This window comes from Paraburkholderia phymatum STM815 (assembly GCF_000020045.1).
Classification (GTDB): Bacteria; Pseudomonadota; Gammaproteobacteria; order Burkholderiales; family Burkholderiaceae; genus Paraburkholderia; species Paraburkholderia phymatum.
On sequence record NC_010623.1, the window covers coordinates 1,161,949 to 1,188,947 of the forward strand.

At 63.5% G+C, this 26,999-nt stretch carries 27 protein-coding genes; 10 read left to right on the forward strand and 17 right to left on the reverse strand.

Features of this window, described 5'->3' with window-relative positions:
• Positions 1-2 precede the first annotated feature (2 nt).
• Together hpnR and BPHY_RS21005 are read right to left on the reverse strand one after the other, a co-directional pair.
• The gene (gene hpnR, locus BPHY_RS21000; protein ID WP_012403467.1) at positions 3-1,544 is read right to left on the reverse strand and encodes a hopanoid C-3 methylase HpnR; all 1,542 of its coding nucleotides are present in this window, start codon (positions 1,542-1,544) and stop codon (positions 3-5) included.
• A 292-nt stretch (positions 1,545-1,836) separates the two neighbouring features.
• On the reverse strand, positions 1,837-3,138 hold the full coding sequence (locus BPHY_RS21005) for a sugar efflux transporter (RefSeq protein WP_012403468.1): 1,302 nt from the start codon (positions 3,136-3,138) through the stop codon (positions 1,837-1,839).
• A gap of 232 nt (positions 3,139-3,370) precedes the next feature.
• On the opposite strand from BPHY_RS21005, the gene BPHY_RS21015 reads away from it, so the two are divergent.
• Positions 3,371-3,901, forward strand: coding sequence for a hypothetical protein (locus BPHY_RS21015; protein WP_012403469.1), 531 nt, complete (start codon positions 3,371-3,373; stop codon positions 3,899-3,901).
• On the opposite strand, the gene BPHY_RS21020 is transcribed toward BPHY_RS21015, so the two are convergent.
• From BPHY_RS21020 to BPHY_RS21040, 5 genes are all read right to left on the reverse strand, one after another.
• A complete protein-coding gene (locus BPHY_RS21020) occupies positions 3,902-4,768 on the reverse strand; it encodes an LD-carboxypeptidase (RefSeq protein WP_012403470.1) in 867 nt (288 codons plus the stop codon). It abuts the gene before it with no gap.
• Positions 4,765-5,292 (reverse strand): ankyrin repeat domain-containing protein, encoded by a 528-nt coding sequence (locus BPHY_RS21025; protein ID WP_012403471.1) that lies wholly within the window; start codon positions 5,290-5,292, stop codon positions 4,765-4,767. The genes BPHY_RS21020 and BPHY_RS21025 overlap by 4 nt, the downstream gene beginning before the upstream one ends.
• 208 nt (positions 5,293-5,500) lie before the next feature.
• Positions 5,501-5,965, reverse strand: coding sequence for a hypothetical protein (locus tag BPHY_RS21030; protein WP_012403472.1), 465 nt, complete (start codon positions 5,963-5,965; stop codon positions 5,501-5,503).
• Between the two features lie 137 nt (positions 5,966-6,102).
• Positions 6,103-6,630, reverse strand: coding sequence for a GNAT family N-acetyltransferase (locus tag BPHY_RS21035; RefSeq protein ID WP_012403473.1), 528 nt, complete (start codon positions 6,628-6,630; stop codon positions 6,103-6,105).
• Positions 6,627-7,217, reverse strand: a complete 591-nt coding sequence (locus BPHY_RS21040; protein WP_041765226.1) for a helix-turn-helix domain-containing protein — start codon at positions 7,215-7,217, stop codon at positions 6,627-6,629. The genes BPHY_RS21035 and BPHY_RS21040 overlap by 4 nt, the downstream gene beginning before the upstream one ends.
• Before the next feature lie 138 nt (positions 7,218-7,355).
• Here BPHY_RS21040 and BPHY_RS21045 point away from each other — a divergent pair, with 138 nt between their 5' ends.
• Together BPHY_RS21045 and BPHY_RS21050 are read left to right on the forward strand one after the other, a co-directional pair.
• Positions 7,356-9,851: a penicillin acylase family protein gene (locus BPHY_RS21045; RefSeq protein WP_012403475.1), complete on the forward strand. Its 2,496-nt coding sequence runs from the start codon at positions 7,356-7,358 to the stop codon at positions 9,849-9,851.
• A 32-nt stretch (positions 9,852-9,883) separates the two neighbouring features.
• On the forward strand, positions 9,884-10,252 hold the full coding sequence (locus BPHY_RS21050; RefSeq protein ID WP_012403476.1) for a nucleotide pyrophosphohydrolase: 369 nt from the start codon (positions 9,884-9,886) through the stop codon (positions 10,250-10,252).
• A gap of 125 nt (positions 10,253-10,377) precedes the next feature.
• Here the strand turns inward: BPHY_RS21050 and BPHY_RS21055 are convergent, their stop codons facing one another.
• The 7 genes from BPHY_RS21055 to BPHY_RS21085 all read right to left on the reverse strand — a co-directional run bounded on the left by BPHY_RS21055 (position 10,378) and on the right by BPHY_RS21085 (position 16,395).
• Complete coding sequence (locus tag BPHY_RS21055) at positions 10,378-10,956, reverse strand: YceI family protein (protein WP_012403477.1); 579 nt, start codon at positions 10,954-10,956, stop codon at positions 10,378-10,380.
• Positions 10,957-10,992: 36 nt separating this feature from the next.
• Positions 10,993-11,574, reverse strand: coding sequence for a YceI family protein (locus tag BPHY_RS21060; RefSeq protein WP_012403478.1), 582 nt, complete (start codon positions 11,572-11,574; stop codon positions 10,993-10,995).
• A 37-nt stretch (positions 11,575-11,611) separates the two neighbouring features.
• Positions 11,612-12,181, reverse strand: coding sequence for a cytochrome b (locus tag BPHY_RS21065; RefSeq protein ID WP_012403479.1), 570 nt, complete (start codon positions 12,179-12,181; stop codon positions 11,612-11,614).
• 170 nt (positions 12,182-12,351) lie between these two features.
• Complete coding sequence (locus BPHY_RS21070) at positions 12,352-12,894, reverse strand: nucleoside deaminase (RefSeq protein ID WP_012403480.1); 543 nt, start codon at positions 12,892-12,894, stop codon at positions 12,352-12,354.
• A 38-nt stretch (positions 12,895-12,932) separates the two neighbouring features.
• Entirely contained in the window at positions 12,933-14,054 is a 1,122-nt protein-coding gene (locus tag BPHY_RS21075; protein ID WP_012403481.1) for a BMP family ABC transporter substrate-binding protein, read from the reverse strand.
• Positions 14,055-14,381: 327 nt separating this feature from the next.
• Positions 14,382-14,993 carry a hypothetical protein gene (locus BPHY_RS21080; protein WP_012403482.1) on the reverse strand — a complete coding sequence of 204 codons (612 nt, stop codon included), beginning with the start codon at positions 14,991-14,993 and terminating at the stop codon, positions 14,382-14,384.
• Positions 14,994-15,000: 7 nt separating this feature from the next.
• Complete coding sequence (locus BPHY_RS21085; protein ID WP_012403483.1) at positions 15,001-16,395, reverse strand: selenium-binding family protein; 1,395 nt, start codon at positions 16,393-16,395, stop codon at positions 15,001-15,003.
• 300 nt (positions 16,396-16,695) lie between these two features.
• Between BPHY_RS21085 and BPHY_RS21090 the strand changes: the two genes are divergently transcribed.
• The 4 genes from BPHY_RS21090 to BPHY_RS21105 all read left to right on the forward strand — a co-directional run bounded on the left by BPHY_RS21090 (position 16,696) and on the right by BPHY_RS21105 (position 21,023).
• Complete coding sequence (locus BPHY_RS21090; protein WP_012403484.1) at positions 16,696-17,514, forward strand: helix-turn-helix transcriptional regulator; 819 nt, start codon at positions 16,696-16,698, stop codon at positions 17,512-17,514.
• Between the two features lie 218 nt (positions 17,515-17,732).
• Positions 17,733-19,097: an MFS transporter gene (locus BPHY_RS21095; protein WP_012403485.1), complete on the forward strand. Its 1,365-nt coding sequence runs from the start codon at positions 17,733-17,735 to the stop codon at positions 19,095-19,097.
• 23 nt (positions 19,098-19,120) lie between these two features.
• The gene (locus tag BPHY_RS21100; RefSeq protein ID WP_012403486.1) at positions 19,121-20,815 is read left to right on the forward strand and encodes an FAD-dependent oxidoreductase; all 1,695 of its coding nucleotides are present in this window, start codon (positions 19,121-19,123) and stop codon (positions 20,813-20,815) included.
• Between the two features lie 28 nt (positions 20,816-20,843).
• Positions 20,844-21,023 carry a hypothetical protein gene (locus BPHY_RS21105; protein WP_012403487.1) on the forward strand — a complete coding sequence of 60 codons (180 nt, stop codon included), beginning with the start codon at positions 20,844-20,846 and terminating at the stop codon, positions 21,021-21,023.
• A gap of 46 nt (positions 21,024-21,069) precedes the next feature.
• On the opposite strand, the gene hpaR is transcribed toward BPHY_RS21105, so the two are convergent.
• Entirely contained in the window at positions 21,070-21,507 is a 438-nt protein-coding gene (gene hpaR / locus BPHY_RS21110) for a homoprotocatechuate degradation operon regulator HpaR (protein ID WP_041764477.1), read from the reverse strand.
• A 334-nt stretch (positions 21,508-21,841) separates the two neighbouring features.
• On the opposite strand from hpaR, the gene BPHY_RS21115 reads away from it, so the two are divergent.
• Positions 21,842-22,804, forward strand: a complete 963-nt coding sequence (locus BPHY_RS21115) for a helix-turn-helix domain-containing protein (RefSeq protein ID WP_012403489.1) — start codon at positions 21,842-21,844, stop codon at positions 22,802-22,804.
• 124 nt (positions 22,805-22,928) lie between these two features.
• Here BPHY_RS21115 and BPHY_RS21120 read toward each other — a convergent pair whose 3' ends face one another.
• Together BPHY_RS21120 and BPHY_RS21125 are read right to left on the reverse strand one after the other, a co-directional pair.
• Positions 22,929-23,618 carry an HD domain-containing protein gene (locus BPHY_RS21120; RefSeq protein WP_012403490.1) on the reverse strand — a complete coding sequence of 230 codons (690 nt, stop codon included), beginning with the start codon at positions 23,616-23,618 and terminating at the stop codon, positions 22,929-22,931.
• Positions 23,619-23,836: 218 nt separating this feature from the next.
• Complete coding sequence (locus BPHY_RS21125; protein WP_012403491.1) at positions 23,837-24,769, reverse strand: LysR substrate-binding domain-containing protein; 933 nt, start codon at positions 24,767-24,769, stop codon at positions 23,837-23,839.
• Positions 24,770-24,929: 160 nt separating this feature from the next.
• Between BPHY_RS21125 and BPHY_RS21130 the strand changes: the two genes are divergently transcribed.
• Together BPHY_RS21130 and BPHY_RS21135 are read left to right on the forward strand one after the other, a co-directional pair.
• Positions 24,930-25,703, forward strand: a complete 774-nt coding sequence (locus tag BPHY_RS21130; RefSeq protein WP_012403492.1) for a transporter substrate-binding domain-containing protein — start codon at positions 24,930-24,932, stop codon at positions 25,701-25,703.
• Positions 25,704-25,740: 37 nt separating this feature from the next.
• Positions 25,741-26,856, forward strand: coding sequence for a succinylglutamate desuccinylase/aspartoacylase family protein (locus BPHY_RS21135; RefSeq protein ID WP_012403493.1), 1,116 nt, complete (start codon positions 25,741-25,743; stop codon positions 26,854-26,856).
• The last annotated feature ends 143 nt before the right edge of the window (positions 26,857-26,999 follow it).

The window sequence follows — 26,999 nt, forward strand, 5'->3', positions numbered from 1 at the left end:
GTTCAGCCAGCGCCCATGCGGCTTTCGTCGACGAACGTTTCAGTCGCGTCGTCGATCTTGCGGCCCTTGCGCCCCGTCGGCCCATGCACGTAAAGCACCTTCACGTTGCTCTGCTCCGGCCGTTGCGCGGGCGGCGGTGTCATTTCATAGCGTACTTCGCGAGCGTGATCGCCCAGTTGCAGATTCGGATCGAACACCGAATTGAAGCGCCACAGCATGCGCACGAAGTTCGTCTGTCCGCGCATCAGCAGCGAAGCCGCTTCTCCCGCCGCGCGATACAGCGCGCCCCAGCCCAGATGCTTGCGATTGAGCACCTGCTGCGTGCGCACCAGTTCGCCGTAAAACTCGGCTAAGGGCAGCTTGGTTGGCAGCACGGCATGCTGGATGTCGTAGAGCCGATAGTCGAGGCTCGTCAGCTGCCGCGCTTCGCGCAGCCAGATTTCCGTGCCCGGATAGGGTGTGTTCACACTGATATTCACGATCTCCGGAATGTCCAGGCACCACTGCCGGATCGTTTCAAAGCGTTCTCGATCCCAGTCGGGATCGGCGATCAGATTGATCGCGACCGTGATGCCGAGCGAGCGCGCAAACGCGAGGGCCTCGAAGTTCTTGTCAAGATTGACGCGCTTGCGAAAGGCCTTGAGCCCTTCGGCGTCGATCGCTTCGAGGCCGATGAACATGTATTGCAGCCCGAGCCTGCGCCAGTACTCGAACACTTCCTTGTTGCGCAGAAGCACATCGCCACGCGTCTCGAGGTAATACTTCTTGTGGATGCCGCGCCGCTCCACTTCGCGGCCGATCGCCATGCCGTGATCGGCGTGAACGAACGCGACGTCGTCGACGATGAACACGCCCGGCTCGCGGATCGACGCGAGTTCCTCAGCGACGACTTCGGGGCTGCGCGAACGATAGCTGCGTCCATAGAACGTCCACGCGCTGCAGAACGTGCAGTCCCACGGGCAGCCGCGCGCAAATTCGATCGACGCGCACGGATCCAGCACGCCGATGAAGTATTTACGTCGGTGCCGCAGCAAATCGCGCGCGGGGCGAATCTGATCGAGGCTATCGGCGAAGCCGGGCGGCGGGCCTTCGCCGTCGCGCGTGACGACGCCCGGAATGCGCAGCAGATCCTCTTTGCTCGCGACGGCCGCGAGCAGCTCGACGACCTTCGCTTCGCCTTCGCCCCTGAGCACGCAGTCGAGCGCGCCGTCCGCGTGCCTCAGCATGTCGCGGGCGGTGAACGACGCGCTATGTCCGCCGACGAACATGAAGCAGCCCGGCAACTGCGCCTTGATCGACTTCGACAGATCGATGATTTCAGGGATGTTGGCGAGATAGTTGCCGGAGAAGCAGACCACATCCGGCTGCCACGTGCGAACGACCTTGTGCAGAGCGCGATGGGATTCGACCTGCAGATCGATCAGGCGGATATCGTGGCCCGCTTCGCGTATCACGGCGGCGACGGTTTCGAGTCCGAGCGGCTCGAGCCGCAGATACACGCGCGTGTACATCAGGCCACTGGGGTGAACAGCGAGCACCTTCATGAGATCTCCTTGCGTCCGAAGGGCGCGCTGCGTGCAAGACGCTGCGTGCCGGGCTTTCGTGCTGGTATCCCTGGTACGGGTCGACTGCTGAGCCTGTGCGTCCTGCCGGACCTCACCGCGATGGGCTCGGTCCGATTCTACTTGTCATCGGATGGACGTGCTTGCTGAAGGACGCCTCACGCAAAGGTGAGGTTTTTCGGGAGACGCACAGGCGCCATGTGCGCAGGCGGATCCTTGCATTGCGCACGCCTCCCGAATGGGAGCGCGGAGACGGTTTGAAGGCGCGCAACGCTCACTGCGCCGGATGGCGCCAGTCGTCCCATTGGTCGCGCACGCGCAGCGCGATGCGCTTCCACGGCGGATCGGCGAACAGGATCAGCGCGCCGAGCGCGAGGCATCCGCAGACGAGAAACGTGCCGCGATAACCGAGGCTTGCCACCAGCACGCCCGACAGCACACCGGAGAGAATCGAGCCGACACGCGACGCGTTGAAGAACAACGCAGTCGCCGCGCCCGGTGAACGTGGCATCAGATCCTGCATGTACGTCATGCCGAGACACGACGTCACGGCCACGACGAACGCATTGAAGGCCTGCATCGGAATCAGCACGTCGACGGTGCCCGATGCCGCGACGGCCACGAAATACACGACATGCACAGCCGCGCACGCAGCGAGCCAGTTCAGCTTGTTGAGCGTCGAGCCGCGTGCGCCGAGCGCGAGCATCATTGGAATTTCCAGGAACGCGCCGAGGCCGAGCATGATCGAGACATCGAGCCGCGTGCCCTTGAGTCCGTGCACGACATAAAGCGGCAGCACGATCATCGTTGCATTGGCCGCCAGGCCAATCAGCGTCAGTGCGACGACGGAGCGCCAGATTTGCCGCTGCGTGCCGGGCGCATGAGGTGGTGCGGGCGGCGGAAGTACGGCGGGTTCGGTGACGGTGGTCACTTCGAGCGAGGACGCCGGGTCGCCCGCATAATGCGCCGGCGCGCTGTGCGGATCGCCAGCGGGCGACTGGCGCATGCGCCACACGATCACGCCACACGCGGCAAAGCACGCGGCGGCGAACAGAAAGAGACCGTAAAAGCCCACGCCCGCGAGCACCAGTGCGCCGACGGACGGCCCGAACACCCATGCCATCGACAGCACCGTGCGCAGCGTCGCCAGCGCGAACGAGCGCTCGGCTTCGTCGTGCACGGGCAGCGCCGCGCGTCCGAATGAAAACACCAGAGACATCGCCGAGCCGCCCGCGCCGAGAAACGCGACGCCGATAGCGAGCAACGCCGGATAGTTGCGCACGAAACAAAGCAGCAAAAAGCCGAGCGCCGCGGCCACCAACGCCGCTAGCAGCAGTCCGCGATGATGCCCATGCTTATCGGACCATTTGCCTGCCCACGCGCTCGCGACCACGCCGCTCGCCGCGATCAACGTCATGAACAGACCGAGCTGCAGCGGCGACATGCCCGCCTGCTCGACGCCGAACAGCGACAGGTAGGGCGCGGTGAACGACATCGCGACGCCCAGCATCAGCGTGGCGCTGGCAAGCGGCGTGAAGGAATGAATGCGCGTGAGCCGGGCAAAGCGGGAGTTCATCGAGGGCGCGTGTTCGAACTGTGGGATGCGTGCGCGTGCATAGAGTCCCGCGCGGAACAGGCATTGTCGGGCGCAATCCGTATTGTGCGCAACGCAGTTTCGTCACGTTGTGCAAAGAATGCGCGCCGCATTGGCGAAAACGAGAGAAGCCCGCTTCGTATCAAGGACAACGAAAACGAAATGAAGTGAAGCGCTTAGACTGATCGGCTCATTACGGCAGATGCGTTGACCTATGTCGACTCTGAAAGACTCGATTGAATCCTACATATTGGCGAAGGACGGCAACCGCCCGCATCGGATGACCGATGCGTTCGCACCCAATGCCTCATTGGCGATGACGGTGAAGACGTCTGCTATTGCATTTCCGCGAGAAACGCAGGGGCGCGACGCGATTGCGACGGTGCTGGCGAGCGACTTCGCGCGCAAGTACGAGAACGTGTACACGTTTTGCGTCGGCGCGATGCCTGCCGATGGTCAGTGCGAATTTTCATGCGACTGGCTCGTCTGCATGACCGAGAAGACGACGGGCGCGACTCGCGTCGGATATGGCCGTTACGACTGGACAGCCGAAGCGCGGACCGCACGCGTGACGCGGCTGCATATCGCAATCGAAGAAATGGAAACACTGCCAGCAACATCTGCCGACTGCGTTTTGCGTTGGGCAAGCAGCTTGCCTTATCCGTGGTGCGAACGCGTTGCGCTGGACCGCGATGCGCCGGGCAACGCCGCCGTCCAACGCATCATCCGGCAACTGACGCGCTGATCAACGCACCAGCCGATCGCCTTCGAGAGCGGCCTGTGCGCCGTACGTCCATGCATGATTTTGCGTGCCGTGGCCGATCGGAAAGCCCGCGTAGATGGGCACGTCGTATGGCTTCAGGAGATCGACGAGCATGTCGTGCAGCGTGAAGTCCGCGCCATCCGGCAGCGGACAGCGGATGAAATCCCCGAGCACGAACGCACGCGCGCCGTCGAACACGCCTGCTTCGCGCAACTGCATGATGCTGCGATCGATCCGATAGGCCAACTCGGTCACGTCTTCGAGCAGCACGATTGCGCCGTCGCAACTGGCTTGCCACGGCGTGCCAGCAAGGCTCGCGAGCACGGTGATGTTGCCGCCCGCGAGATGTCCCTCGACGCGCTGCGCGTCCGAACCAGTCAGGCGCTGCAACGGCACGGGCGCCGCGCGTTCTTCGCGCAACTCGGCGAGCATGCTTGCGCGCGATGCGTCGTCGTGTTTCGTCGCGAGGCCGTTCAACGTCGGACCGTGGATTACGCGCACGTTCGGCTTGCCGTGCAGCGCGCCGAACAGCGCGGTCGCGTCCGAAAAGCCCACTACAGTTTTTGCGCAAGGCACGGCATCCGGCACCGCGCGCAGTGTGTAGACGGTGCCATAGCCGCCGCGCGCGACCCAGACGATGTCGACGGATGGATCGGTCAACGCGCGATGCAGATCGGCGGCACGGTCTTCATGCTTGCCCGCGTGATAGCGGTAGCGGTCGCGCACATGCTGGCCGACTTGCACGCGCAGGCCCCAGCTTTCGAGCAGCGCGATGCTCCCCTCGACATGCTTCATATCGGGCACGCCCGCGGGCGCGACGACCGCAACCGTTTTGCCGTCGAGCTTCATGCGCCCGCCTTCTTCGCGAGCAGCGCGGCTGTGTCGGGCGCGCCCATGCGGCTCGCGGCATCGGCGGCCGACACGCCGTTCGCGTCGCGCGCGTTCGGGTCCGCGCCGTGCGCGAGCAGCAGTTCCACCATCTCCGTGCGATTGAACATCGCGGCGATCATCAGCGCCGTGCGTCCATCGGGCGATGCACCTTCGACATCGGCGCCATGTGCGAGCAACGTCTGGACGACCTCCTTGAAACCTTTGAAGGCCGCGCCCGCGATGGGTGTCTGTCCATTGTCGTTGCGCAGGTTCGGATCCGCGCCGCGTTCGAGCAGCACGCGCACGGCATCGGCATGGCCGTGATACGCGGCGAGCATCACGAGGCTGTCGCCTTTCTCGTTGCGCAGATTGGGCGGCGCGCCTTTCTCGATGACGGCGGCGAGCATGTTGGCTTCGCCGCGCCGGGCTGCATCGAATATTTCGCGCGCCACTTCGAGCAAATCAGGATCGATGTCTTCGGGGCTGCGCCTTGGGTCTGTCATGAAACCTCTCCGCTGTCGAACGAGGTGCGCCGTGTGCACGGCGCTTCGGGTACAGCAGAGGATACAGGCAATGCATAGTTGATGCTGCGCCTGGCCGGCAGCCGTCGGCAACGCGAGCAAGCCGGCGAAGCGCCGCGGCAAGCGCGGAAGGAATGCGCTTCCGAACGGATAACGGTGAGCGTTTTCGGGAGCGAAAAGCGGGTCGCCGTTAAGCCTGCTTGCGCATCGTCGGCTCGGCGTTGCCCGCCGCCATGATGCGATCGAGTCGCGCGCTCGCGTCCGTCAGTGCGCTGAGTGGCGCGCGCTGCAATTGCGCGTCGTACGTGCTGACGATGTGCGAGAACAGCTCGACATGCGCTTCGTCGAGACGCCAGTCATCGCTCGTGCGGCCACGATCGAACGTCATCGCGAGCGCCTGATCCGCGGTGCGCAGCTGATCGTAAGTCATCTCACCGTAGCCGAGATCGCACAGGAAGCCGGTCAGCAACATCGTCTGCGTGAGCGTCTGCGCGGCACTCATGCTGCCCGCGCCCCGCCGCAGCGCGTCGAGTGCGATATGCACGGGCAGGATCAGCTCGACGGCCATGCTGCGCGGGATCGGCAGCAGCAATGCCTTTGCCTGGCGCGCACGCGCGGCCTGATTGCTGCCGGGAAACGGAATGGTCTTGGCCATGTCGCTCGAGAAAAATTGGGAATGCTCTAGCGATAACGGCGCTCGGCGGAAAAGATTAAGGGCTGATTTCGCGAAACCGCAAACGTTTGTCGAGGTTCATGTTTCCCTTTGTTGCGGGGACGGCCGGAACAACCGTGCTAGAGATGCTTGTAATAGAAGGTCGTGCCGCAAAAAGATCCATCCGGCATCAATGCGTAATCGGGCACCGCGCCGACACGCTGCCAGCCCGCGCGCTCGTATAGGCGCTCGGCGTCGCCGCCCGTCACGGTGTCGAGGACGAGCACCGTTTTGCCTTCGTCGCGGGCCACGGCGTCGGCGGCCGCCATCAGTTGCTGCGCGACGCCGCGCCGGCGCGCACGCCGATGCACGAGCATCTTCGCGATATCCGCGCGATGCGGCTGATTCTCGGGTTGCGCGAGCACCAGCTGAACCGTGCCGGCGATACAGCCGTCCGCGTCCTCGGCGACCAGCAGCGCGCGCTCGCCGCGCTGCACGGCATTCGTCACCGACTGCCAGAAGGCAATCGCTTTGGTGCGTTGGAGCGGCCACATGAAGCTCACCGATGCGCCGCCCGCGACGCAATCGATCAGCACATCGGCAAGGCCGTCGATGCATTGCGCGGCTTCGTGCGCCGCGAGCCGTTTGACGCGCAACGTGTCGGTCATGTGTTTCTCCGTCCGGGGGATGACGGCAGCGTGGTGAGCGCTACCAGATAGCGGGCAGGCTTGCGCGTCGGGTTGCGATACACGACCGGACAATCGAGGCGCATCGTCACGCAATCACCGGGTTCGAGGCGCCAGTGTTGGTCGCCTGCGCCGATCTCCATTGCGCCTTCGATCAGCCAGATCTGTTGATGGATTTCGGCGTCGCGCGCGCCCGTCTCATAGGCGACACGCTGACCGGCGGGAAAGTGAACCTCCACTAACTGAAGCGGCGACGGCTGCTCTGGCGACAGGGTGCGCCGCACGTAGCCGGACTCGGGGTCGGTCCAGACAGCCTGCGTCGCGGCACGCGAGAGCGGCGACGGCGTTTGCGCGGACGGCGCCGGCGCCTCGAACAGCGACGCGAGCGTGACGCCGAGCGCGGTGGCGAGCTTGTCGAGCACGGCCGCTGTCGGACTGCTCCGCGCACGCTCGATCAGCGAGATGTTCGAGCGGCTCACGCCGCTGCGCTCGGCCAGTGCTTCGAGCGACAGCCCGTGGCCGTCGCGCAACTCGCGCACACGGCGCGCGATCAACGAGTGAATGTCCATGAAATCCATAATACTGGATCAAAATTCCAGCATGCTGGAGGGCGACCCGTTTGGTCACACTGGAACGCGTCAATGCAAACGGCTTCGGGCACAATGCCCGGACGTCCCGACTCCCTGAACAACCGCCAATCCCGAACGATGAGCCGTCGTCAAGCCGTCTCACATCAGCAGTCAAGCAGATCGGTCGGTCGCACCGTTGGCGCCGCCGCGCTCCTGCTGGCGGGCGTCGTCGTCGCGTTATTCGGCGCAGCGCTGCTCGGCGGCTGGCTGCTGCTGCGCGGCAGCCTCGCGCAGCTCGACGGGACGCAGCGCGCGCCCACTTTGTCGTCGACGGTGACGATCGAGCGTGACGCGCTCGGTGTGCCGACCATCCACGGCGCGGCGCGCAACGATGTCGCCTACGCGACGGGCTTCCTGCACGCACAGGACCGCTTTCTTCAGATGGACTTGTTGAGGCGCGTCGCGGCAGGCGAGATGTCGGCGCTGGTCGGTCCGAACGCGCTCGAACTGGACCGGCGCAATCGGCTGCAGCGCTTTCGCGCGCGTGCGCATGCGATCGTCCAGGGGATGCCCGCCGATCAGCGTCAATTGCTCGAGCGCTACACGGCGGGCGTGAATGCCGGGCTGGCCGCGCTGTCGTCACGGCCGTTCGAATACTGGATGCTGCGCACGCAGCCTGAGCAATGGCGCCCGGAAGACTCGCTGCTGGTCGTCTACGCCATGTATTTCGATCTGCAATCGTTCGAGACGCGCCGCATCCTGGCCCGCGCAGTCCTGCGCGACCGCGTGCCTGCTGACCTGTACGCGTTCCTGCTGCCCGCTGCGAGCCACTGGGACGCACCTTTCGATAGCGCGTCGACGCCGCCCATCGAACCCCCGCGCCTTCCCGCCACGCGCCCGGACTGGCTTGCCGCGCCGAAGCCCGTCAGCACCGCGAGCGAGGTGCGCGAGCAGGAAGACGTGAGCCAGTCGGCGATCGGTAGCAACGGCTGGGTTGTCGACGGCGCGCACAGTGCGCATGGCGGCGCGATCCTCGCGAGCGACATGCACCTGGGCCTCTCGCTGCCGAACATCTGGTATCGCGTGTCGTTGATGTGGCCCGCAGGCGACGGGCAGCCGATGCACACACTGACGGGCGTCAGCCTGCCCGGCACGCCGCTCGTGATCGCGGGCAGCAACGGCAAGATCGCGTGGGGCTTCACGAACAGCTATGGCCGTTATATCGACCTGATCGAACTGCATCGCAATTCGGCCGACCCGTTGCAGTACTGTGCGCCCGACGGCGGATGGGCGCGTGCCGCCGTTTATCACGAGCGTATCGACGTGAAGGGCGGCGCCAGTGTCGATTTGCCCGTCGCCGAGACCCGCTGGGGGCCGGAGTTGACGGTCGGCGTGCGCGCGTACGCGTTGCGCTGGGTCGCGCACGATCGCGAAGCCGTGAATCTCAATCTGTACAAGCTCGAGGACGCGAAAACGATCGAAGAAGCGCTGCACGCCGCGCAAACGGCCGGCCTCCCGACGCAGAACATCATGGTCGCCGACTCGCGCGGCAAGATTGGCTGGACGCTTGCGGGTCCGCTGCCGCAACGCGATCCGGACGACATACAAAGCGGCCCGGAAAGCGACACGCCCTACGATTGCGCGACGTATAAAGGCTGGACGCACTATCTGCCGCCCGCGTCGTATCCGAAGCGCGTCGATCCGCCGCTCGGCCGCTTGTGGACGGCGAACAATCGCGTGCTGATGTCCGGCGACGCCGCGAAGATCGGCGATGCGGGTGCGGACCTTGGCGCGCGCGCGTCGCAGATTCGCGACGATCTGCTTGCCGCGCCCGGCCCCGACGAACGCGCAATGCTCTCCATCCAGACCGACGACCGCGCGCAGTGGATCGACGTATGGCGGCGCGTGGCGCTCGAAGCGCTCGATGCAAGCGCGCTCGAAGGACACCCGCAGCGCGCGGCGTTTCGTCAGCAACTGCTCGCATGGAACGGGCGCGCGGATGTCGACGCTGTCGGATACCGGCTCGTACGCGGCTTCTTCTTCGCGCTGTACGACGCGTGGTTCGGCAGGCTCGACGCGGATCTCGCGGGCGCGATGCCGGGCGGCAGCACGAGCATGCCGCCGCTCGGCCTGCGCGTGGCGAATTCGCGCTACGAGGCGCTGATGGAGACGCTCGCCGAGCATCACGCATGGGTGCCGGAAGGTTCCCGCGACTGGCGTTCGTTCATGCTCGACCGCATCGACCGGACGATCGCGCAGTTGCCGGCGGATACACCCATTGAAGAAGCGCGCTGGGGCGAGCGCAACCGCGCAGCCATCGAGCATCCGTTCGCGCGCATCGTGCCCGCGTGGCTGCCGTGGGTGCATGGCTGGCTCGGCGCACCGCACGACCCCCTGCCCGGCGACATCAACATGCCGCGCGTGCAGACGCCGAACTTCGGCGCGTCGGAGCGGATGATCGTGTCGCCGGGGCGCGAGCAGAGCGGCATCTTCGACATGCCGGGCGGGCAGTCGGGGCATCCGCTGTCGCCGTACTTTCTCGCCGGTCACGAAGCATGGGTGCGCGGCGAGAAGACCTCGTTCCTGCCGGGCGCGCCCGTCCATCGGCTGACGCTCGGGCGGGTAGCGCAGTGATTTCCCATTGAAGATCTGAGTGGAGTGCCCGCATGGAGAAGGAAAGAAGCAACGATCTGGTCGCGGTGCGCGATCTGTTGCGGCAGTTCGTCAGCGAGCGCGACTGGTCGCGCTTTCATTCGCCGAAAAATCTCGCGACCGCGTTGAGCGTCGAAGCGAGCGAACTGCTGGAGCCGTTTCAATGGTTGCAGTCGGGCGAGAAGAGCGAGCTTGCCGACGACAAGCTCACCGCGATCCGTCACGAGATGGCCGACGTGCTCGCATATCTCGTGATGCTCGCGGACCGGCTCGATGTCGATCTGTATGCGGCCGTGCTGGAGAAGATCGAACTGAATCGCGCCAGGTATCCGGCGGACAAGGTGCGCGGCGATTCGCGCAAGTACTCCGAGTACGGCGAATAACGGTACGGGCAGCGGCTTCGGTGAGACTTTTCGGGAGCCGTGCGCCGGGCTCGATGTGCTGACGGACAAAACAAAAAAACCGCCCGAAGGCGGCTTGCGAAGCCCGGCGCTTACGCGCAAAGCGCTTACTGCTTGACGCCTTCTGCCTGGATATGCAGCACGGTCTTCGTGTTGAAGCCATACGACTTGCCCCAGTCGATGCCGAAGTCCGCGCGGTCGAACGTCGCCGTCGATTCCGTGCCGCACACTTCGCGCTTGAGCATTGGGTTGATGAAGCACTTGAACGAGTCGATCTTCAGGTTCAGCGGCTTCGTCACGCCGTGCAGCGTCAGCGTGCCGATCACTTCGACGGGCGTGTCGCCGTCGAAGCGGATTTGCGTGCCCTTGTAGGTCGCCGTCGGGTACTTGGCTGCGTCGAGGAATTCGGGCGTTTGCAGGTGCTTGTCGAGCTTGTCGTTGCCCGTGTCGATCGACGTCGTGTCGATCGTCACGTCAACGGCGCCCGTCTTGGCTGCGCGATCGAGCGTCACCGTGCCGCTCGACTTCTTGAACTTGCCGCGCCACACCGAGATGCCGCCGAAGTGGTCGGCCTCGAAGCTCGGGTAAGTGTGGTTCGGATCAAGCTGGTATGTGTCGGCCGCCATTGCATTGAACGACATGCCCGCGATCAGCGCGCCCGCAGCGATCAACAGTTGTTTCTTCACGTTTTTCTCCTGAATTGATGAGTGTGCTCCGCGCGCTCAATGCTTTGCGGCGACGATGTGAAACTTGATGACGACGTCGTCAGCCACCACCGACGTGTCTTTCCATTCGCCCGTGCCGACGTCGTACTGCGTGCGCCGGATGGGCAGCGAGCCGTCGAAGGTTTGCGTCGCCCCTAGCTGCGCGATTGCGACAGGCACGGTGACCGTCTGCGATTTACCCTTGATGGTCAGCTTGCCCGTGACCTTGTACTGGTTGCCGCCCGCGGGCGCGATGCCCGTCGAGACGAACGTCGCCGTCGGGAACGTCGCGCTGTCGAACCATTCCTTGCCGCGTACCTGCTTGTTGTATTCGGCGTCGCCGAGGTCGTAGCTGCCGGTGTCGATGGTCAGGTTGGCGCTGCCTGCCGTCGGCTTCGCAGGGTCGAAGTTCAGCTGTGCGGTGAACTTCCTGAAGGTGCCGTCGACGGGCACGTTCATCTGCTTCGAGGTCGCGACAACCGTGCTCCTGCTCGCATCGACTTGCGCAAAGGCAGGCCATGCAGCGGCGAACAGAACGGCGGCTGCGCCTGCCAGCACTCGGCGATATGCGCGGCGATGAGTAGGGTTCTTCACGTTCATTCGATGATCGGACGTAAAAGCGCGTTGAAATGCGCGCTCATTTGAGGAAGGGAATCATGCGTGCAAGCAGTCCGTCGCGCTCGACGAACTGATGCTTGAGGGCGGCCAGCACATGCATTGCGAAGAGCACGAGCAGCGTGTAATTCAGCGCGATATGCGCGGTGCGCAGAACGGCTTTCAGCGCTTGATCGGGACCGGTGAGGGTCGGCAGCGGCAGCACGCCGAGATACACCACTTGCACGCCCGCGGCTGAACTGAAGAAGTAGCCGGTAACGGGAATGGCCAGCATCAGCAGATAGAGCAGCGCGTGTGTCGCGTGCGCGGCGCCCTTTTGCCATGCCGGCATCGCGGCGGGCATCGACGGCGCTTCATGCGTGGCACGCCATATCAGACGCAGCACGGCCAGCGCGAACACCGTCACGCCGATCCACTTGTGCCACGACACGTACTTGAGCTTCGTCGGCGTGAAGCCCGGGATGTCCGTCATGATCCAGCCGAGATAGAAGCCGCAGATCATCAGCAGCGCGATGATCCAGTGCAGCGCAATGGCTGTGCGGCTGTAGCGTTGCGGCTTGCCGGCGCTTCGAGACGGAGCGTAAGACGTCATAGGCAAATCGATGACCTTCGCGTAAGCGGTTCGACGTGGAGTGCGACGCGATGACGCCGCCTCCGATTGAACGCGAATGGTAGTGGGCGAATATGCCTATGAATAGCTATGCCCGGGAGAACAGATCGTTGCGGTGGTGCGCGCAATCATTTAGCGAACGGCGCTGCGGTTCAGCTTGAATGCGAGGCCCAAAATGCGCGTTGTACCTGCATGATTTCTGCTTCGACTTCAGTGACAGGACCGATCAGATCGACCTGCTTCTGACAATGATCGAATACGTACCGCGACGGCACGCTCATCGTCGGATTGTCCGTATGATTGCCCGTTGCCTGCAACAGGCGTTCTTCCGTCATCCCGAACACCACGCGCCCGATGTTCGCCCAATACGCCGTGCCGGCGCACATGCAGCAGGGCTCGACCGTCGTGTACAGCGTGCAGCTCCATAGATACTGCGGCGTGAAATTGAGGGCAGCCATGCGTGCGAGCACCGATTCCGCGTGATTGACGGTATCGACGTTGCCTTGCTCGATCAGCACCGACTCCTGATCGGGGCCGACGAGAATCGCGCCGAACGGGTGGTGCCCCATCAGCGTCGCGCGCTCCGCGACGATGCTCGCATGGCGCAGATGACGGACCAGCTGTTCGCGCGTCGGCGCGAGCCCCTGCTCGGGGAAGTCCGATGTGTTCTGTTTCGATGGAATGGTCAGGCTCAAACGATGTCTCCTCCTTATCGATGGTTCGTGCTTCGTGCTTACTTGGGCAGCGATCCGTCGACGCCTTGCACGAACCAGTTCAGCCGCAGCAGGTCCGCGTCCGACAGCGACTTGCCCGCCGCTACCTTGAGCGCGCCGCTCTGATCCTTGATCGGTCCCGCGAACGGATCGAACTTGCCCGCGATGATGTCGTCGCGCTTGTCGGCGAGCGCTTTTTGCGCGGCGGGCGAGACGGCTTGCGTGTTGATGCTCGCGAGGTCGATTGCCTTCTCCTTGAGGCCCCACCACGTCGGCGTGTTGGTCCACTTGCCCGACTGCACCTGCTCGATCAGATGCGAGTAGTAGACGCCCCAGTAGCTCACGCAAGCGCCCAGTTGCGCGTTCGGGCCGAACTTCTTCATATCCGAGTCCCAGCCAAATGCATGCACCTTCTTCTGCTCAGCGGTTTGCATCGTGGCCGTGGAGTCGGTGTTCTGGATCAGCACGTCGGCGCCCTGGCCGATCAGCGTTTCGGCGGCCTGCTTTTCCTTGCCCGGATCGAACCATGTGTTGATCCACAGCACCTTCACCTTCGCGTTCGGATTGACCGAGCGCGCGCCCATCGTGAAGGCGTTGATGTTGCGCACCACTTCGGGCACGGGCACCGAGGCGACGAAGCCGAGCGTGTTCGTCTTCGTCGTATAGCCGCCGACGAGCCCCGCCAGATAGGCGCTCTGATACGTGCGCACGTCATAGGTCGCGAAGTTCGCGGCCTTCTTGTAGCCCGTCGCGTGCTCGAAGACGATGTCGGGATAATCCTTCGCGGTCTTCAATTCGAAGTCCTGGAATCCGAAGCTCGATCCGACGATCACCTTGTTGCCCTTGCTCGCGAGGTCGCGGAACACGCGCTCCGAGTCCGCTGATTCGGGCACGTTCTCGACGCGCGTGACCTTGATCTGGTCGCCGAACTTCGCTTCGATCGCCTTCACGCCCTGCTCGTGCGCATACGTCCAGCCCGCGTCGCCGGGATTGCCGAGATAGACGAACGCGACGCCCATCGGCTGCGCGGCCACGGCCGCCGTGCTGACGACAGCCGCGCCAAACGTGGCGAGTAGCGCGGCTCTCACAGATAGCGAACTGCGCAAAGAGCGCGTGAATGCACGGGCCATTCCTGTTTTCATGAAATCTCCGGAGACGGGAAAGATAGGACGCGTGGCCGTCGTGCGGAACGTCCGCCGCGTCGTGCCAGACGAGATGGTCGTAAGCCAATAACGAGGTCGAAATTAGGATCTGTTATCCGCCATATAACGGATTTCGTATGAAGTGAGGCGTGCGCAACCCGCATCGCGCACCTTCGTTATGGTGAGCCGACCGGTCGGCGATGCCCTCACAATTGCGCGTCAGGTGAGGGTATTCGGGAGTGCTGCAACGGTGAGCTGCCTTGCAACCCGCACGGCACTGTAGCGAAAGGTGAGGCAATCCGGGAGCCGATCGGTCGTTGCGGTTAGCTAGCCAGTGACGATCAGCAGCACCCCTGTGATAGTCAGCGCCCCGCACCAGAGCCAGTCGAAATTGATCCAGCCGCGGCGCAGCATGCCGAGTCCCAGATATTGATAGGCGAGCAGCGCGATCGCGCCCGCCGTCGTGAGCGTGACGACGGTGTGCACGGCCGTCACCTGCCCGACGGATTCCAGCGAACTGCCGACGGGCATGCCCGCGCCGCATAGCGGCAACAGCGCGGGCAGCAACATGAGGCCCGCGCCGTGCATCGTCGCCATCGCCGCCGACCACAGCGCAAGCCCGACGAAGCCCGCCGTCATGCCGACCCGCACCCGCTGCCGGTGTCCGTAGAAGTGGTGATACGCGGCCCAGGCAATCAGCAGCACGCCCATGAACGTGTGCAGATGCACGGTGTGCGTGAGGAGCCCGAGCGCGACAGCGGACGTCGTGACGAGCATCACGGAGACGGCATGCCCGAGCGCGAGCGGCGGCAGCGCCATCAGCACAGCCCTGCGGCTGCGATGCTGAAGCCCGAGCGCGGCTGCGAACAGCCAGCCCATCGCGGGATTGACGCCGTGGAAAATCCCGCTGCCGATCACCGTCGCCCACACGCCGTTCATCGCACGCTCACGGATAGCAGTACGAATCCGACGACGCATCTCCGCCCTCGAGCCGGATCTGATGCGGCCGATGCGACTTCGGCCAGTCGACGAAGAAGTTCTTCGCAACGGCAAGCCCACCGTTCTTGCCGGCATCCAGACTGACCATCCAGCCGTCGAGGCCTTCCGTATAGAACTGATCGTCGATCGCGCCGTAGAGCGAGTTGGTGAAGTACACACGGCTGCCGTCGCGGCTCACTTCGACCATCTGCGGACCGCCATTGAGCGGGCGCTCGCCGGCCGCCGGATGTGTCGCGCGCGCGGCAATGCCGCCGATGCGCACTGTGCCCGTCAGTTCCGGCTTCATCGGGTCGGACACGTCGTATTGCCGGAGATCGCCCGTGCCCCAGCACGACACGTACAGGAAGCGGTCGTCGAGCGACAGTGCGATATCGGTGACGAGCGGAGGCACTGCGCCGAAGCCTTTGAGCATGGGCGGAAGCAGCGACGCATCGGCGGGCTCGGCGGGAATCTCGATCACCTTGCGCGCCGCCCATTGATCGCCATCGCGATACCACGTCCAGATCGACGCGGACAGGTCCTTGAGACTGATCACCGAATTGACGAAGCCGTACGCTTTGGTCGGATCGTGCGCGGGACGCAGTTCGAACACCAGCTGGTTTTCCGCGCCGAAGTCGACGACCTGCTTGTGCTTGCGCGTGTTCATGTCCCAGAAGTGCAGCCGGTGCCCATATTGCCCGCCGAGCAGCACTTCCGGCACGAGTCCGTTCTCGAACGTGGCGGGCAGGCCCCATTCGCTCGTCACGACGGTGTCGTAGCCGAGATGCCACCAGCCGTCGTACGACAGTTCCTGCGGGCCGCGATCGATTTCCCACTGGCCGCGAATGTCGAAGGTTTCGTGATCCATCAGGAAGATGCCGCCGGGCGCTTCCCCTTGCGCGTTCGCGAGCGACACGACGTAAATGCCCTGGGGGCCGCAATGAACCGTATGCGGCCGCGTGTAGCCCGCTTTTTCCGCGACTTCCGCGGGCTCGAGCACGCGTGCGATCTGCGGCTTCCGCTTGTCGGGTTTCGTGTCGAGAATGTGGATGCGCGAGGACCGCAGTCCCGGCACGACCAGATAGCGGCGCTCCGTATGCGGATGCGGCGCGTTCGGGCACAGGCACGAACTACATGCGTTCCAGCCGAAATGATGCAACTCGTCGCCTGTATTCGGCATCGGTACGCGGCTGACGATGCGCCCATAGTCCGCGGAGCTTGGATCGACATCGACGACCGCGAGCTCATCGGGCGATTCGCGCGACGGATCGAAGCTCGCCACGTACGCAACTGTTTCCTTCGGCGCGCTGCCAGCCATGCGGGGGGAAGGATAGAAGGTGGGGTCGGGTTTCCATGTCGCCATATCTCAGTCTCCGAGCATGTTGCATACGGCATGCGAATCGCACGCGCCGCTGGTAGACGGCGTGCACGCTTGAGCTTTTCACTGTAGGCAATTTCGCGACGGGATGCGGACGGATGTGACGGCGCATGGTGTTGCCGGCCGCGTGACGGACGCAACAACACCCGTTCGGATGCAGCAGCGCCGATGCGCGATGCATCGCACAATCGAACCGGACTAAAATGACGCAACGTCACCGTGTTTTTCTGCCCCTTTTAGCCGCAAAGGCAGCCGCAAAGGCAGCCGCAAAGCCGCACTTCGATCATGCGTTCATGGCGTCTCGACCGTCCTGTCTTGCAAGGGCAGCTGGATCTCAGCCGCGCGACGGGACTCGTGTCGTCGATCGGCAGCGACGACTCGAATGCGCTCGCCGCCGAAGTGCTAAAGCTGCTCGGCGATATCGCCGCAATCTCGCAGTGCACGATCTTCGCGTATGAGTTCGGCAACCGGCCGCGCACGGTATCGGTGGCGGATCACCGCGGCGGGCGTTTTCTGCGTGATGTCGCCGATACGTACGCGCGCCATTTCTATGCGCTCGACGGCAACCAGAAGATCGTTTCGTCGGCGCGCAACGACAAGCCCGGCGCGACGCTCGTGCTGCACCAGCAGACGAGCGATGACATCGTCAACGAAGCGTATCGCGCTGCGTGCTATCAGCAACCGAACGTATCGGATCGCGTGTCGCTGCTGGTGCAACCGACAGCCGATATCTGGCTGTCGGTGAACCTGTATCGCGACCGCCGTTTCGGCAATTACCATCCGCGCGAAATTGCGTTGATCGAAGCGATGGCGCCGCTCATTGCGCATGCCGCGAAGCATCACTACGCGATCTGCGGCCAGCGCGACATGGCGATTTCGCATCTGATGCTGGCGCGCGTGCGCGGCGTGTGTCCCGAACTGTCAAAGCGCGAACTCGACGTGCTGACTGGCGTGCTCGAAGGACTCACCGCGCAGGAGATCGGCGACACGATGGGCATCAAGGCGACGAGCGTCGTTACTTATCAGAAGCGCGCATTCCGGCGGCTCGGCATTTCGAGCCAGCGGCAGTTGTTCGCGCTGTGCGTCGGGCACGGCAGGATTTGACGCGATCCGCATTGGCGCCGCACTTCGGCTGGGCACGGTCAGCGTTTTCCCCAGGCCCGCGCGGCTTTCGCGTTGTACCCAAAATGAGGACAGGCGTCATACTGCCGGCCTCCATACTGCGACGCATCGCCATGCGCCGCCTACGATGAAACGCGGCTCGTCGAAGCGATTGCATCGGGCTTCGCGTCCGGCATAGCGTCAACATCGGAGACAACGGTATGGAATCCTCCTCGCGAGCCGGCGCGCTGCATGCGACGCCCGCCATCAGCGCGCCGCAGCCGAACGAACAGCTCGTTATCGCGAAAGTATCGCGGCATCTGCTGTGGTTTCTGTTCGTGCTGTTCTTCTTCTCGTTCCTCGATCGCATCAACATCGGCTTCGCCGGCCTGACGATGATGAAGGATCTCGGCCTCACGAGCACGCAGTTCGGGCTCGCGACGACGCTCTTCTACGTCGCGTACATCGCATTCGGTATTCCTGGCAACGTCGTGCTGGCGCGCGTCGGCGCGCGCAAGTGGATCGGCACGATCATGATCGCGTGGGGAATTGCGTCGACAGCGACGATGTTCGCGACCAGTCCCGGCACGCTGTATGTGCTGCGTGTGCTGGTCGGCGTGACGGAAGCGGGCTTTTTGCCGGGCATCCTGCTGTATCTGACCTACTGGTTTCCCGCCGCGTACCGGGCGCGCGCCAACGCGCTCTTCATGATCGCGATGCCCGTCACGGCGGCTGTCGGTTCCGCGTTATCGGGCTTCATCCTCGGGCTCGACGGCACGATGGGCCTGAAGGGCTGGCAGTGGCTCTTTCTGCTCGAAGGCCTGCCGTCGGCGATTCTCGGCCTCATGGTGTATGCGTATCTCGACGACCGTCCGCAGCAGGCACGCTGGCTCGATGACCTGGAAAAGCGCGCGCTTGCTGCGACGCTCGCTGCCGAGCATCGCCAGCCCGTCACCATGCAGACGAAGACGGGCGGCGCGCAAAGCATCGTCAGCGAATTGCTGTCGCCCGTTGTCGTGAAGTTCGCGATTGCATACTTCTGTCTGGTGAACACGCTGGCGATGGTCGCTGTGTGGACGCCGCTGATCGTCAAAAGTTTCAGTGCCGATGCGAGCAATCGCACGATCGGTTTGCTCGCTGCGATTCCGCAGGTGTGCACGATTGTCGCGATGATCTGGTGGGGACGCCGTTCGGATCGCAAGCAGGAACGCAAGTGGCACCTGATCGTTCCGATGCTGTTCTCCGCCGCTGGCTGGTTATGCACCGCCTATTCGACGAACCCGGCCATGCGCATGCTCGGCGTGTGCCTCGCGTCGGCGGGTTCCTACACGGCGATGTCGATCTTCTGGACCACGCCCGATCACGCGTTGAGCTTCCGCGCACGTGCGATAGGCATTGCCGTGATCAACGCGACGGGCAATATCAGTTCGGCGCTGAATCCGCTGATCGTCGGCTGGCTGAAGGACGCGACGCATAGCTTCTCTGCAGGGCTGCTGTATTCGGCGGCGCTGCTGGCGGTCGGCGTGATCGTCGTGACATTGCTGCCGACGGACAAACGCGAAGCGCCGCGTGCAAGCGTCGTTTGAAGATATCGAGTCAGGAGCATTGGATGAACAGGCAATTCAAACCCTATCCGTTCACCGCAAAGCACTACGCGGCGCGTGTGCCGCAATTGAAGCAGGGCCTGGACGCGAAGCGCCATGCGGTGACGATCGTCGGCGGCGGGCCGGTCGGGCTGGCCGTTGCGCTCGGTCTCGCAAATCACGGCGTGCCGTGCGTGCTGATCGAAGCGGACGATTCCGTGTGCTACGGCAGCCGCGCAATCTGCATTTCGCGCCGCAGCCTGGAGATCATCGAGCGCCTCGGTGCGGTCGAGGGTTTCCTGAAAACGGGCTTGCCGTGGACGGGCGGACGCAGCTTCTATCGCGACACGGAAGTGCTGCACTTCACGATGCCCCAGGACGAGAACCAGAAGCTGCCGCCGATGGTCAACCTCGCGCAATATCACATCGAACAGTTTCTGCTCGATGCAGCGGAGAAGCGCGCCGATCTGATCGATATCCGCTGGCAGACGCGCGTGAAGTCGATCGAATCGCGCGATGACGGCGCGACGCTGCAGCTAACCACGCCCGACGGCGACTATGCGCTCGACGCCGATTGGGTGGTCGCCGCCGATGGCGGACGCAGCACGATCCGCGAAGCGCTCGGTTTGCAGTTGCAGGGCACGAGCTACGAAGGTCGCTACGTGATCGTCGATATTGAATTATCCAGCGACCGGCCGACAGAACGGCTCGCGTATTTCGATCCGTCGTCGAATCCCGGTTCGACCGTGCTCGTCCATAAGCAGCCCGACAACGTATGGCGCATCGACTATCAGTTGCGCGACGGCGAAGATGCGCAAGAGGCGGTGAAGCCCGAAAACGTGATGCCGCGCGTGCAAAGCCTGCTCGATATGATGGGCGAGAAGGGCGACTGGTCGCCCATCTGGATCACGATCTACAAGGCCAATGCGCTGACGCTCGATCGCTATCGCCACAACCGCGTGATGTTCGCGGGCGACGCCGCGCATCTCGTGCCGATCTTCGGCGTGCGCGGCGCGAACTCGGGTATCGACGATGCGGACAATATGGCGTGGAAACTCGCGTTCGTCGTGAAGGGGCTGGCGTCCGCGTCGCTGCTCGACAGCTATTCGGACGAGCGTGTTGCCGCTACGCATGAAAACCTGAGCTACGGTACTAAGAGCACCGAATTCATGGCGCCGCCGTCGTTCGCTTTCGATCTGATGCGCAAGGCCGTATTGAGTCTCGCTGTCAAGCATCCGGGTGTTCGCTCGCTGATCAACCCACGACAGACATCGGCGATCACCTATGCGCATTCGCCGTTGAACGCCGCCGACGCCGATGCGTTTGCGGCTGGGCCGGTGCCAGGTGCCGTGCTGGCGGAGTATCCGTTGACGATGGCGGAAGGCGGGCACGCGCGCGAGGCTCATTTGACCGATCTCGTCGGTGCGCGCTTCACCGTGCTGTATTTCAGCGAAGAGGGCGACGTGCCCGACAGTTTCAGCGCGCTCGCACAAGCGCTGCGCCAACGCGGTGTGCCGTTCAGAGTCGTGCCGCTCAGCGCGCGTTTGCATCCGCAAGCGAAGGGCGAGCACGCGTGGGATCACACGGGACGCATCTTCGAGCGATACGGCGCGAAGCCGGGCACGGCGTATCTGGTGCGCCCGGATGGGCATGTGCTGGGGCGCTGGCGCGATGCCAGTGCCGCCGATGTCGAAGCGGCGATCGCGCGCGCACTGGCTTGATGAACGGGATCAACGAAAGGAGAACGTGATGACCGATGCAGAACTCGACGTCGTCTACACGCGGCTGTGCAAGACGATGACTCAACTCGGCGAGGCCGGCGCACCGCTGTTTCTCGCCCGCTTTGCGCTGCTTGCGATCGAGAAGATTGGCGATGCGGATGTGTCGTTGGGGTTGATCGAGGCGGCGGCGGAGACGGTGGGCGAGTAGCGATGTCGGCTCGTGTCGACTGACTGAGATGACGGGCCGCGTCGACTCATTCTGCGTCGCGGTTTTCGCCCGTCGCCAGTTGCGTGATCAACGCATCGACAGCCACGTAAAGATCCTCGACCACCTTGGCGCCCACCTCCGCTTCCAGCGCCTGATACTCCGCTTCCAGCAACGGCTTCATCCGCTCGACGACCTCCGCGCTCTGCGCCGTCAGCGACACGCGCACGCGTCGCTGATCGTCCTCAAAGCGCTCTTTCGTCACGTGACCGAGATCTTCCATCCGCGCGAGCACACCTGCCAGACTGGGACTTGAGATCGTGCACAGCGCGCATAACTGCCGCGGCTCCAGCGGCCCATTCTCATGCAGCGCGCGAATGATGCGCCACTGCTGCTCGGTGAGCCCCTGCGCCGTGAGCAGCGGACGGAAGCGCGCCATCATGAGTTCGCGCGCGCGTAGCAGCAGCATCGGCAGATTGCGGTGCATGGCGTGCGGCGGGGAAGTGCGGGAGCGGGACGTCACCATCGATACGAGTGGAAAAAGCGATTCGCTAGCATATAAGTGAATCGCCTCCAGGGACAGCCACGCGCTACCGCTTTTCTTTATCGCACCTGGTGTTTTCGACGGCGTCGACGGAATTTTGGCGCTGACTAGAATGAAACAGGTGGAGGCACAAAGGCGCGTCTGGTGGCGTCGACGGCGGATAGGCGTGTCGCGTCCAGCCGACGAAAGCGCCAGGACAAACCCTCGGAAGTATTTTGCCGACCGCTTGGTCGGTTTATTCTACACAACCTGGCGCATTTTTGAGATTGAGGGTCCTGTGTACGTCCATCACCAGTTCTTCGACGATGCTGATGCGCATGCGGCCGCGCTGCGGGGCTGGGATCAGCGTTACGACCAGATCGGGCCCGGCGCGTTTCGCAGCGCGGTGAAGCAGATCGCCCTGGACGGCGTGCAGGTCTTTCACGAATCGGCCAATCTCCGTGTCGTGCAGCGCGGTCAGTTGCCCGAGAATCATATGACGTTTGGCGTGCCGCTGGCAGGCGCCGGCGCATTCTCATTCGGCGGCGTGCGTATCGATCGCGGCGCCTTCGTGATGGCGCAGGGCGGCATGCCGTTCGAGTTTCATTCGCCTGATGACATGGCGCTGATCGGCGTCGTGATCGACTCGGACATGCTGCAAGGCGTCGCCGATTGCGCGGGCGTCGATCTCGATGACAGCGTGTTTCGCAGAACCGTGCTGGATATTCCGAACGCCGCCTGCACGCGCGCGGGCGTGCAACTCGCGACGCTGATTGAACGCGTGCTCGCGCAGCCCGATGCTTTCGACGACGTGCACGCGCAACGCGCAGTGCGCAACCAGGTGAACGAGGCGCTTGTCGATCTGCTTGCGTACCACGTGCCCACATCTTCGAACCGGCTGACGTATGCGTGCCAGGCCGATATCGTGCGTCGCATTCACGACTTCGTGATCAACCATCCTGAAGAGCCTATCGACATTCAAAGCCTCTGCACGCAATTGCGCGTGAGCAGGCGAACAGTGCAAAACAGCTTCCAGGCCGTCGTGCAGACCAATCCGCTGACGTACCTGCGATCGCTGCGGCTCGCACAGGTGAGGCGTCTGCTGCTCGATACGCGGCAGGCCGATCTCTCCGTCAGCGATGCCGCCGCGCAATGGGGCTTCGTGCATCTCGGGCATTTCGCCAGCGCCTACAAAGCGCAGTTCGGGGAGTTGCCTTCGCATACGGCGCGCAGAACGTCACGTGCGAGCATCGCGCGTTGATCGAGAGAGGAGAAAAAAATCCGCGTTCGCGAGAACGCGGATTCAAAGGCGCGCTTGAGCGGAGACTGCAAGCGGCCGGATCGTCACACCCGTGACGAGGAGCCAGCCTCGATCGCGATCTCGCTCAGGCATGGTTGTGCGCAGGATTGCGGCACGCGTCCGTTTGCACGTTCGAATCGTTCCACGCCGAACCCAGGATGATGCCGCAGAAGTTCAGGCGCTTGTATTCCGGGTCTTTCAGCGCGAGCACGTCGGCCTTCACGTTGCCGAACGTCGTCAGCGGCTTGTGCTTTGTGCCGTTCGCGAAGGCATCGATGATGTTTTCCTTGAAGCTCTCGCCGCGAGGATGCGCCGCGACGACGAGCTTGCGATCTTCCGTCGAGAACTCGTCGTACGCGAGGCCGAGCACGTCCATTTCGACGCCCGCCGTCACCAGCGCGACCACGGGCTTCTTGTACTGCGGGATGCCCGGCGTCGTATGCAACGCGATCGCGTCCCACACCATCTCGATGTCGTTCTCGCCGATGCCATAGCCGTGCAGGAAGTTGCGCGCGGCATTCGCACCATCCACTTCGAAGCGATCGTGCGCGCTGCTGTATTTCTCCATCAGACCCATGTCATGGAACATCGCGCCGATGTACAGCAACTCCGGGTCGTACTTCAGCTTCTTGCGCTCGCCCGTCAGTGCGCCGAACAGGAACACGCGGCGCGAGTGGTGATAGAGCAGATCGGTTTCGGTATCGCGCACGAGTTGCGTCGCTTCGCGCGCCATCTTGCTGTCGGGGATCTCGATGCCTGCAATGATTTCGCTCATTTCGGTTCTCCATAACGGGATCGACGGTGGCCGTTCGCTGCGTCGAAGGGTGCGATCGGCGGGTGATCAGAGTGTAGGGAGAGCCGTTACGCGCGGCAAAAGCATTGATACACGCGATGCTGCCAACCTCGCGCCGTTTTCTGCCAACCGCCGCGGAAACCGCTTGAAGGTGAGGGTTTTCGGGAGGCTTGCTTGGCTTCTTTTCCTTGTGCGGTCAACTAAGCCCGGCGGTTTCGCGCGCGCACGGTGCGCGTGTACGACGCGACCATCGTCGCGAGTTCCTGCGCGGCGGGCGTAAGCGGCGCGGCGGCGCGCTGCAATACGCAGACCTCCTGCTGGGCGACGCGCTCGCGCACGTCGATGGTAGTCAGCACGCGCGCGAACGGCCCGCGCTTCGTCACGACGGCAGCTTCCAGCGACAGACAATCCGTCTCGCTTACCAGATGCAACGACTCGAACAGCCCTTCGACCGTCGAGACGATGCGCGGCGGCTCGAGACGATGGTTCTCGAACAGATCATTGAGCCGGTGCGCTTGCGGATCGTCGGTGAGATTGGGCGAGCGCGTCGCGATCCACATGCAGTCCGCGAGTTCGGCCAGTGACTTCGCATGCGCCTTCGGATGACCGCGCCTGCATACGACGACGGGATCGGACGGATACAGCTTCGTGACAGAGAGATCGGTCGTGTCCGTGTGCTTCGACACGAGTGCGACGGCGAAATCGAGCGTACCTTCGCGGATCCGCTGAATCATCATCCGCGACGTGCCCGTGCGCATGTGGGCATCGACGCCCGGAAAGCGCTCGCGAAACTCGGTCAGCACGGGCGCGCCCGCATCGATCAGCGGCTCGGTTGTCATGCCGAACGTGACTCGTCCCGTGTACTCGCCGCGCAACTGCTGCGCTTCGTGTTCGGCGCGCGCGCATTCACCGAGGATCGTTGCCGCGCGTTGCAGCATGCGTTGCCCCAGCGCAGTTAATGCGATGCCGCGATTCGTGCGCGTGAAGAGCGTCGCGCCGAGCATCGCTTCGAGGTTCTGCAACTGCTGCGTGACGCCGCTTTGCGCGATGCCGAGCGCGCGCGACGCGGCGCGGATGCTGCCGTGCTCGGCGACGGCCGTGAAGACGCGGAGTTGGGAAATGGTCAGGGCCATCGTCGAAAAGCGCGCGAGTAGGTGATCGCCAAAAGTGATCATGATAGACAGATTTGCACTTTTTGGGATCACCGGCGCATCGTAGGATCGGACAGGAATGCTCGCGTCACAGCGAATCATTCGCCTTTTAGCCCACTGAGCTCCATTGAGCCCGTTAGCCATGAAGACTCCGCTGATCCTTCTCCTTGCTGCATTGGGTTTTGCATGCCACGGCGCGTTCGCGCGCGATAACGACACGATTCGTCTCGGCATCGACCCGACCTATCCGCCGATGGATGCGAAAGCGCCCGACGGCAGTCTCAAAGGATTCGACGTCGATCTCGGCAATGAAATCTGCAAGCGAATTCGCGCGCGCTGCGAATGGGTCGAACTGGAATTCTCCGGCATGATTCCGGCGCTGCAGGCGCGCAAGATCGACGCGATCATGTCGTCGATGGCGATTACCGCCAAGCGCGAAGAGCAAATCCTTTTCTCGTCGAAGCTGTTTCAGTTCAACTCGCGGCTCGTCGCAAAGCAGGGCTCCGGGCTGAACGGCAGCGCGCCCGCGACGCTCGCCGGCAAACAGATCGGGGTGCAGACGGGCACGCAGTTCGAGTCGTTCGCGCAGTCGCATTGGGCGCCCGCAGGCGTGCACGTGGTCGCGTACAAAGGTCAGGACGAAGTGTTCAGCGATCTGGTCAACGGACGCCTGGACGGCGCGTTGCTGGGCACAGTCGAAGCCGACTACGGTTTTCTGCGTACGCCGCAAGGCAAGGGCTATTCGTTCGTCGGCGAGCCGCTCGACATGGGCGATCGCGGTGTCGGCATCGGCATGCGTAAGGACGAAACCGCGTTGCAGACGTCGATCAACACGGCCATCGCGTCGATGCGCAAAGACGGGACGTACGCGCAGATCGCGCACAAGTATTTCGACTTCGATCCGTACGGAAACTGACCGGATTGGAGATTCGAACGATATCCGGAAGACCAATATGAACAGGCAATCGATTCCGCTTCTCTCGCCCGCCGTCGGCACGTCACGCGAACTCGTCGCATTTCATTTCGGACCGCAAAACAGCAAGCAAAAAATATACATTCAAGCGTCGCTGCACGCCGACGAAACGCCCGCGATGCTGACGACGGTACTGCTTAAGCGGCGTCTCGTCGAACTGGAAGCGCAAGGCTTGCTCAACGCCGAAATCGTACTCGTGCCCGTCGCCAATCCGGTCGGTCTCGGCCAGCACGTGCTCGGCCAGTTTCTTGGGCGCTTCGAAGCGGCCAGCGGTAAGAACTTCAATCGGCATTTCATGCAGTTCACGAGGCTGCTGGATCGCGCCAGGGATCGACTTGGCGACGACGCGCGGGAGAACCGCACGCTGATTCGCGAGCTGGTGCGCGAACAACTGGATGCGCAAAAGCCGCTTACGGAATACGAGTCGCTCCAACTCGCGTTGCTGAAGCTTTCTCATGACGCGGACGTCGTGATCGATCTGCATTGTTCGCTCGAAGCGGTGATGCACGTGTACACGAGCGAAGCGGGCTGGCCAGAGATCGAGCCGCTCGCGCGTTATTTGCGCTCAGAAGCATCGCTGCTGGCGACGGATTCGGGCGGCCAGGCGTTCGACGAGACGCATAGCCTGTTGTGGTGGCACTTGCAGCAGAATATGCCCGCAGGCAAGCCTGTGCCGACGGGAACGATTGCCGTGACGATCGAATGCCGCGGTCAGCGCGACGTATCGTATGAAGTCGCGCAACAGGATGCCGACGCGCTCGTCGATTTTCTGACGTATCGCAAGGCGATCGAGGGCAACGCGAAGCCGCTGCCGGAACTGCCGACGCCTGCGACGCCTCTCGCGGGGAGCGAGCAGTTCTATGCACCTGTCAGCGGCATCCTCGTCCATCGCGTGAAGGTCGGCGACTGGATTCGCGCCGGCGACGCGCTGTTCGATATCGTCGATCCTTTGACGGACGAAACGACGACTATCGTCAGCAACACGGAAGGCGTGCTCTATATGCGTCGCGCGATCCGCTTCGTGACAGCAGGCGCGCCGCTGGGCCGCGTGACGGGCACCAAGCCGCTCCGTACCGGCGTGCTGCTGGGCGCGTGATGGGGCGTACACCGCCGGAGACGGCAAGTTTAAGCGCATAAACTTTGCCGGACCGGCTTCGTTCGTGGGCTACATGCACCGCCCGGCCATCTTCCGCGGTTTAGGCGCATAAACTTCCGAAGCGAGCCAGCGGCGCGACGCGA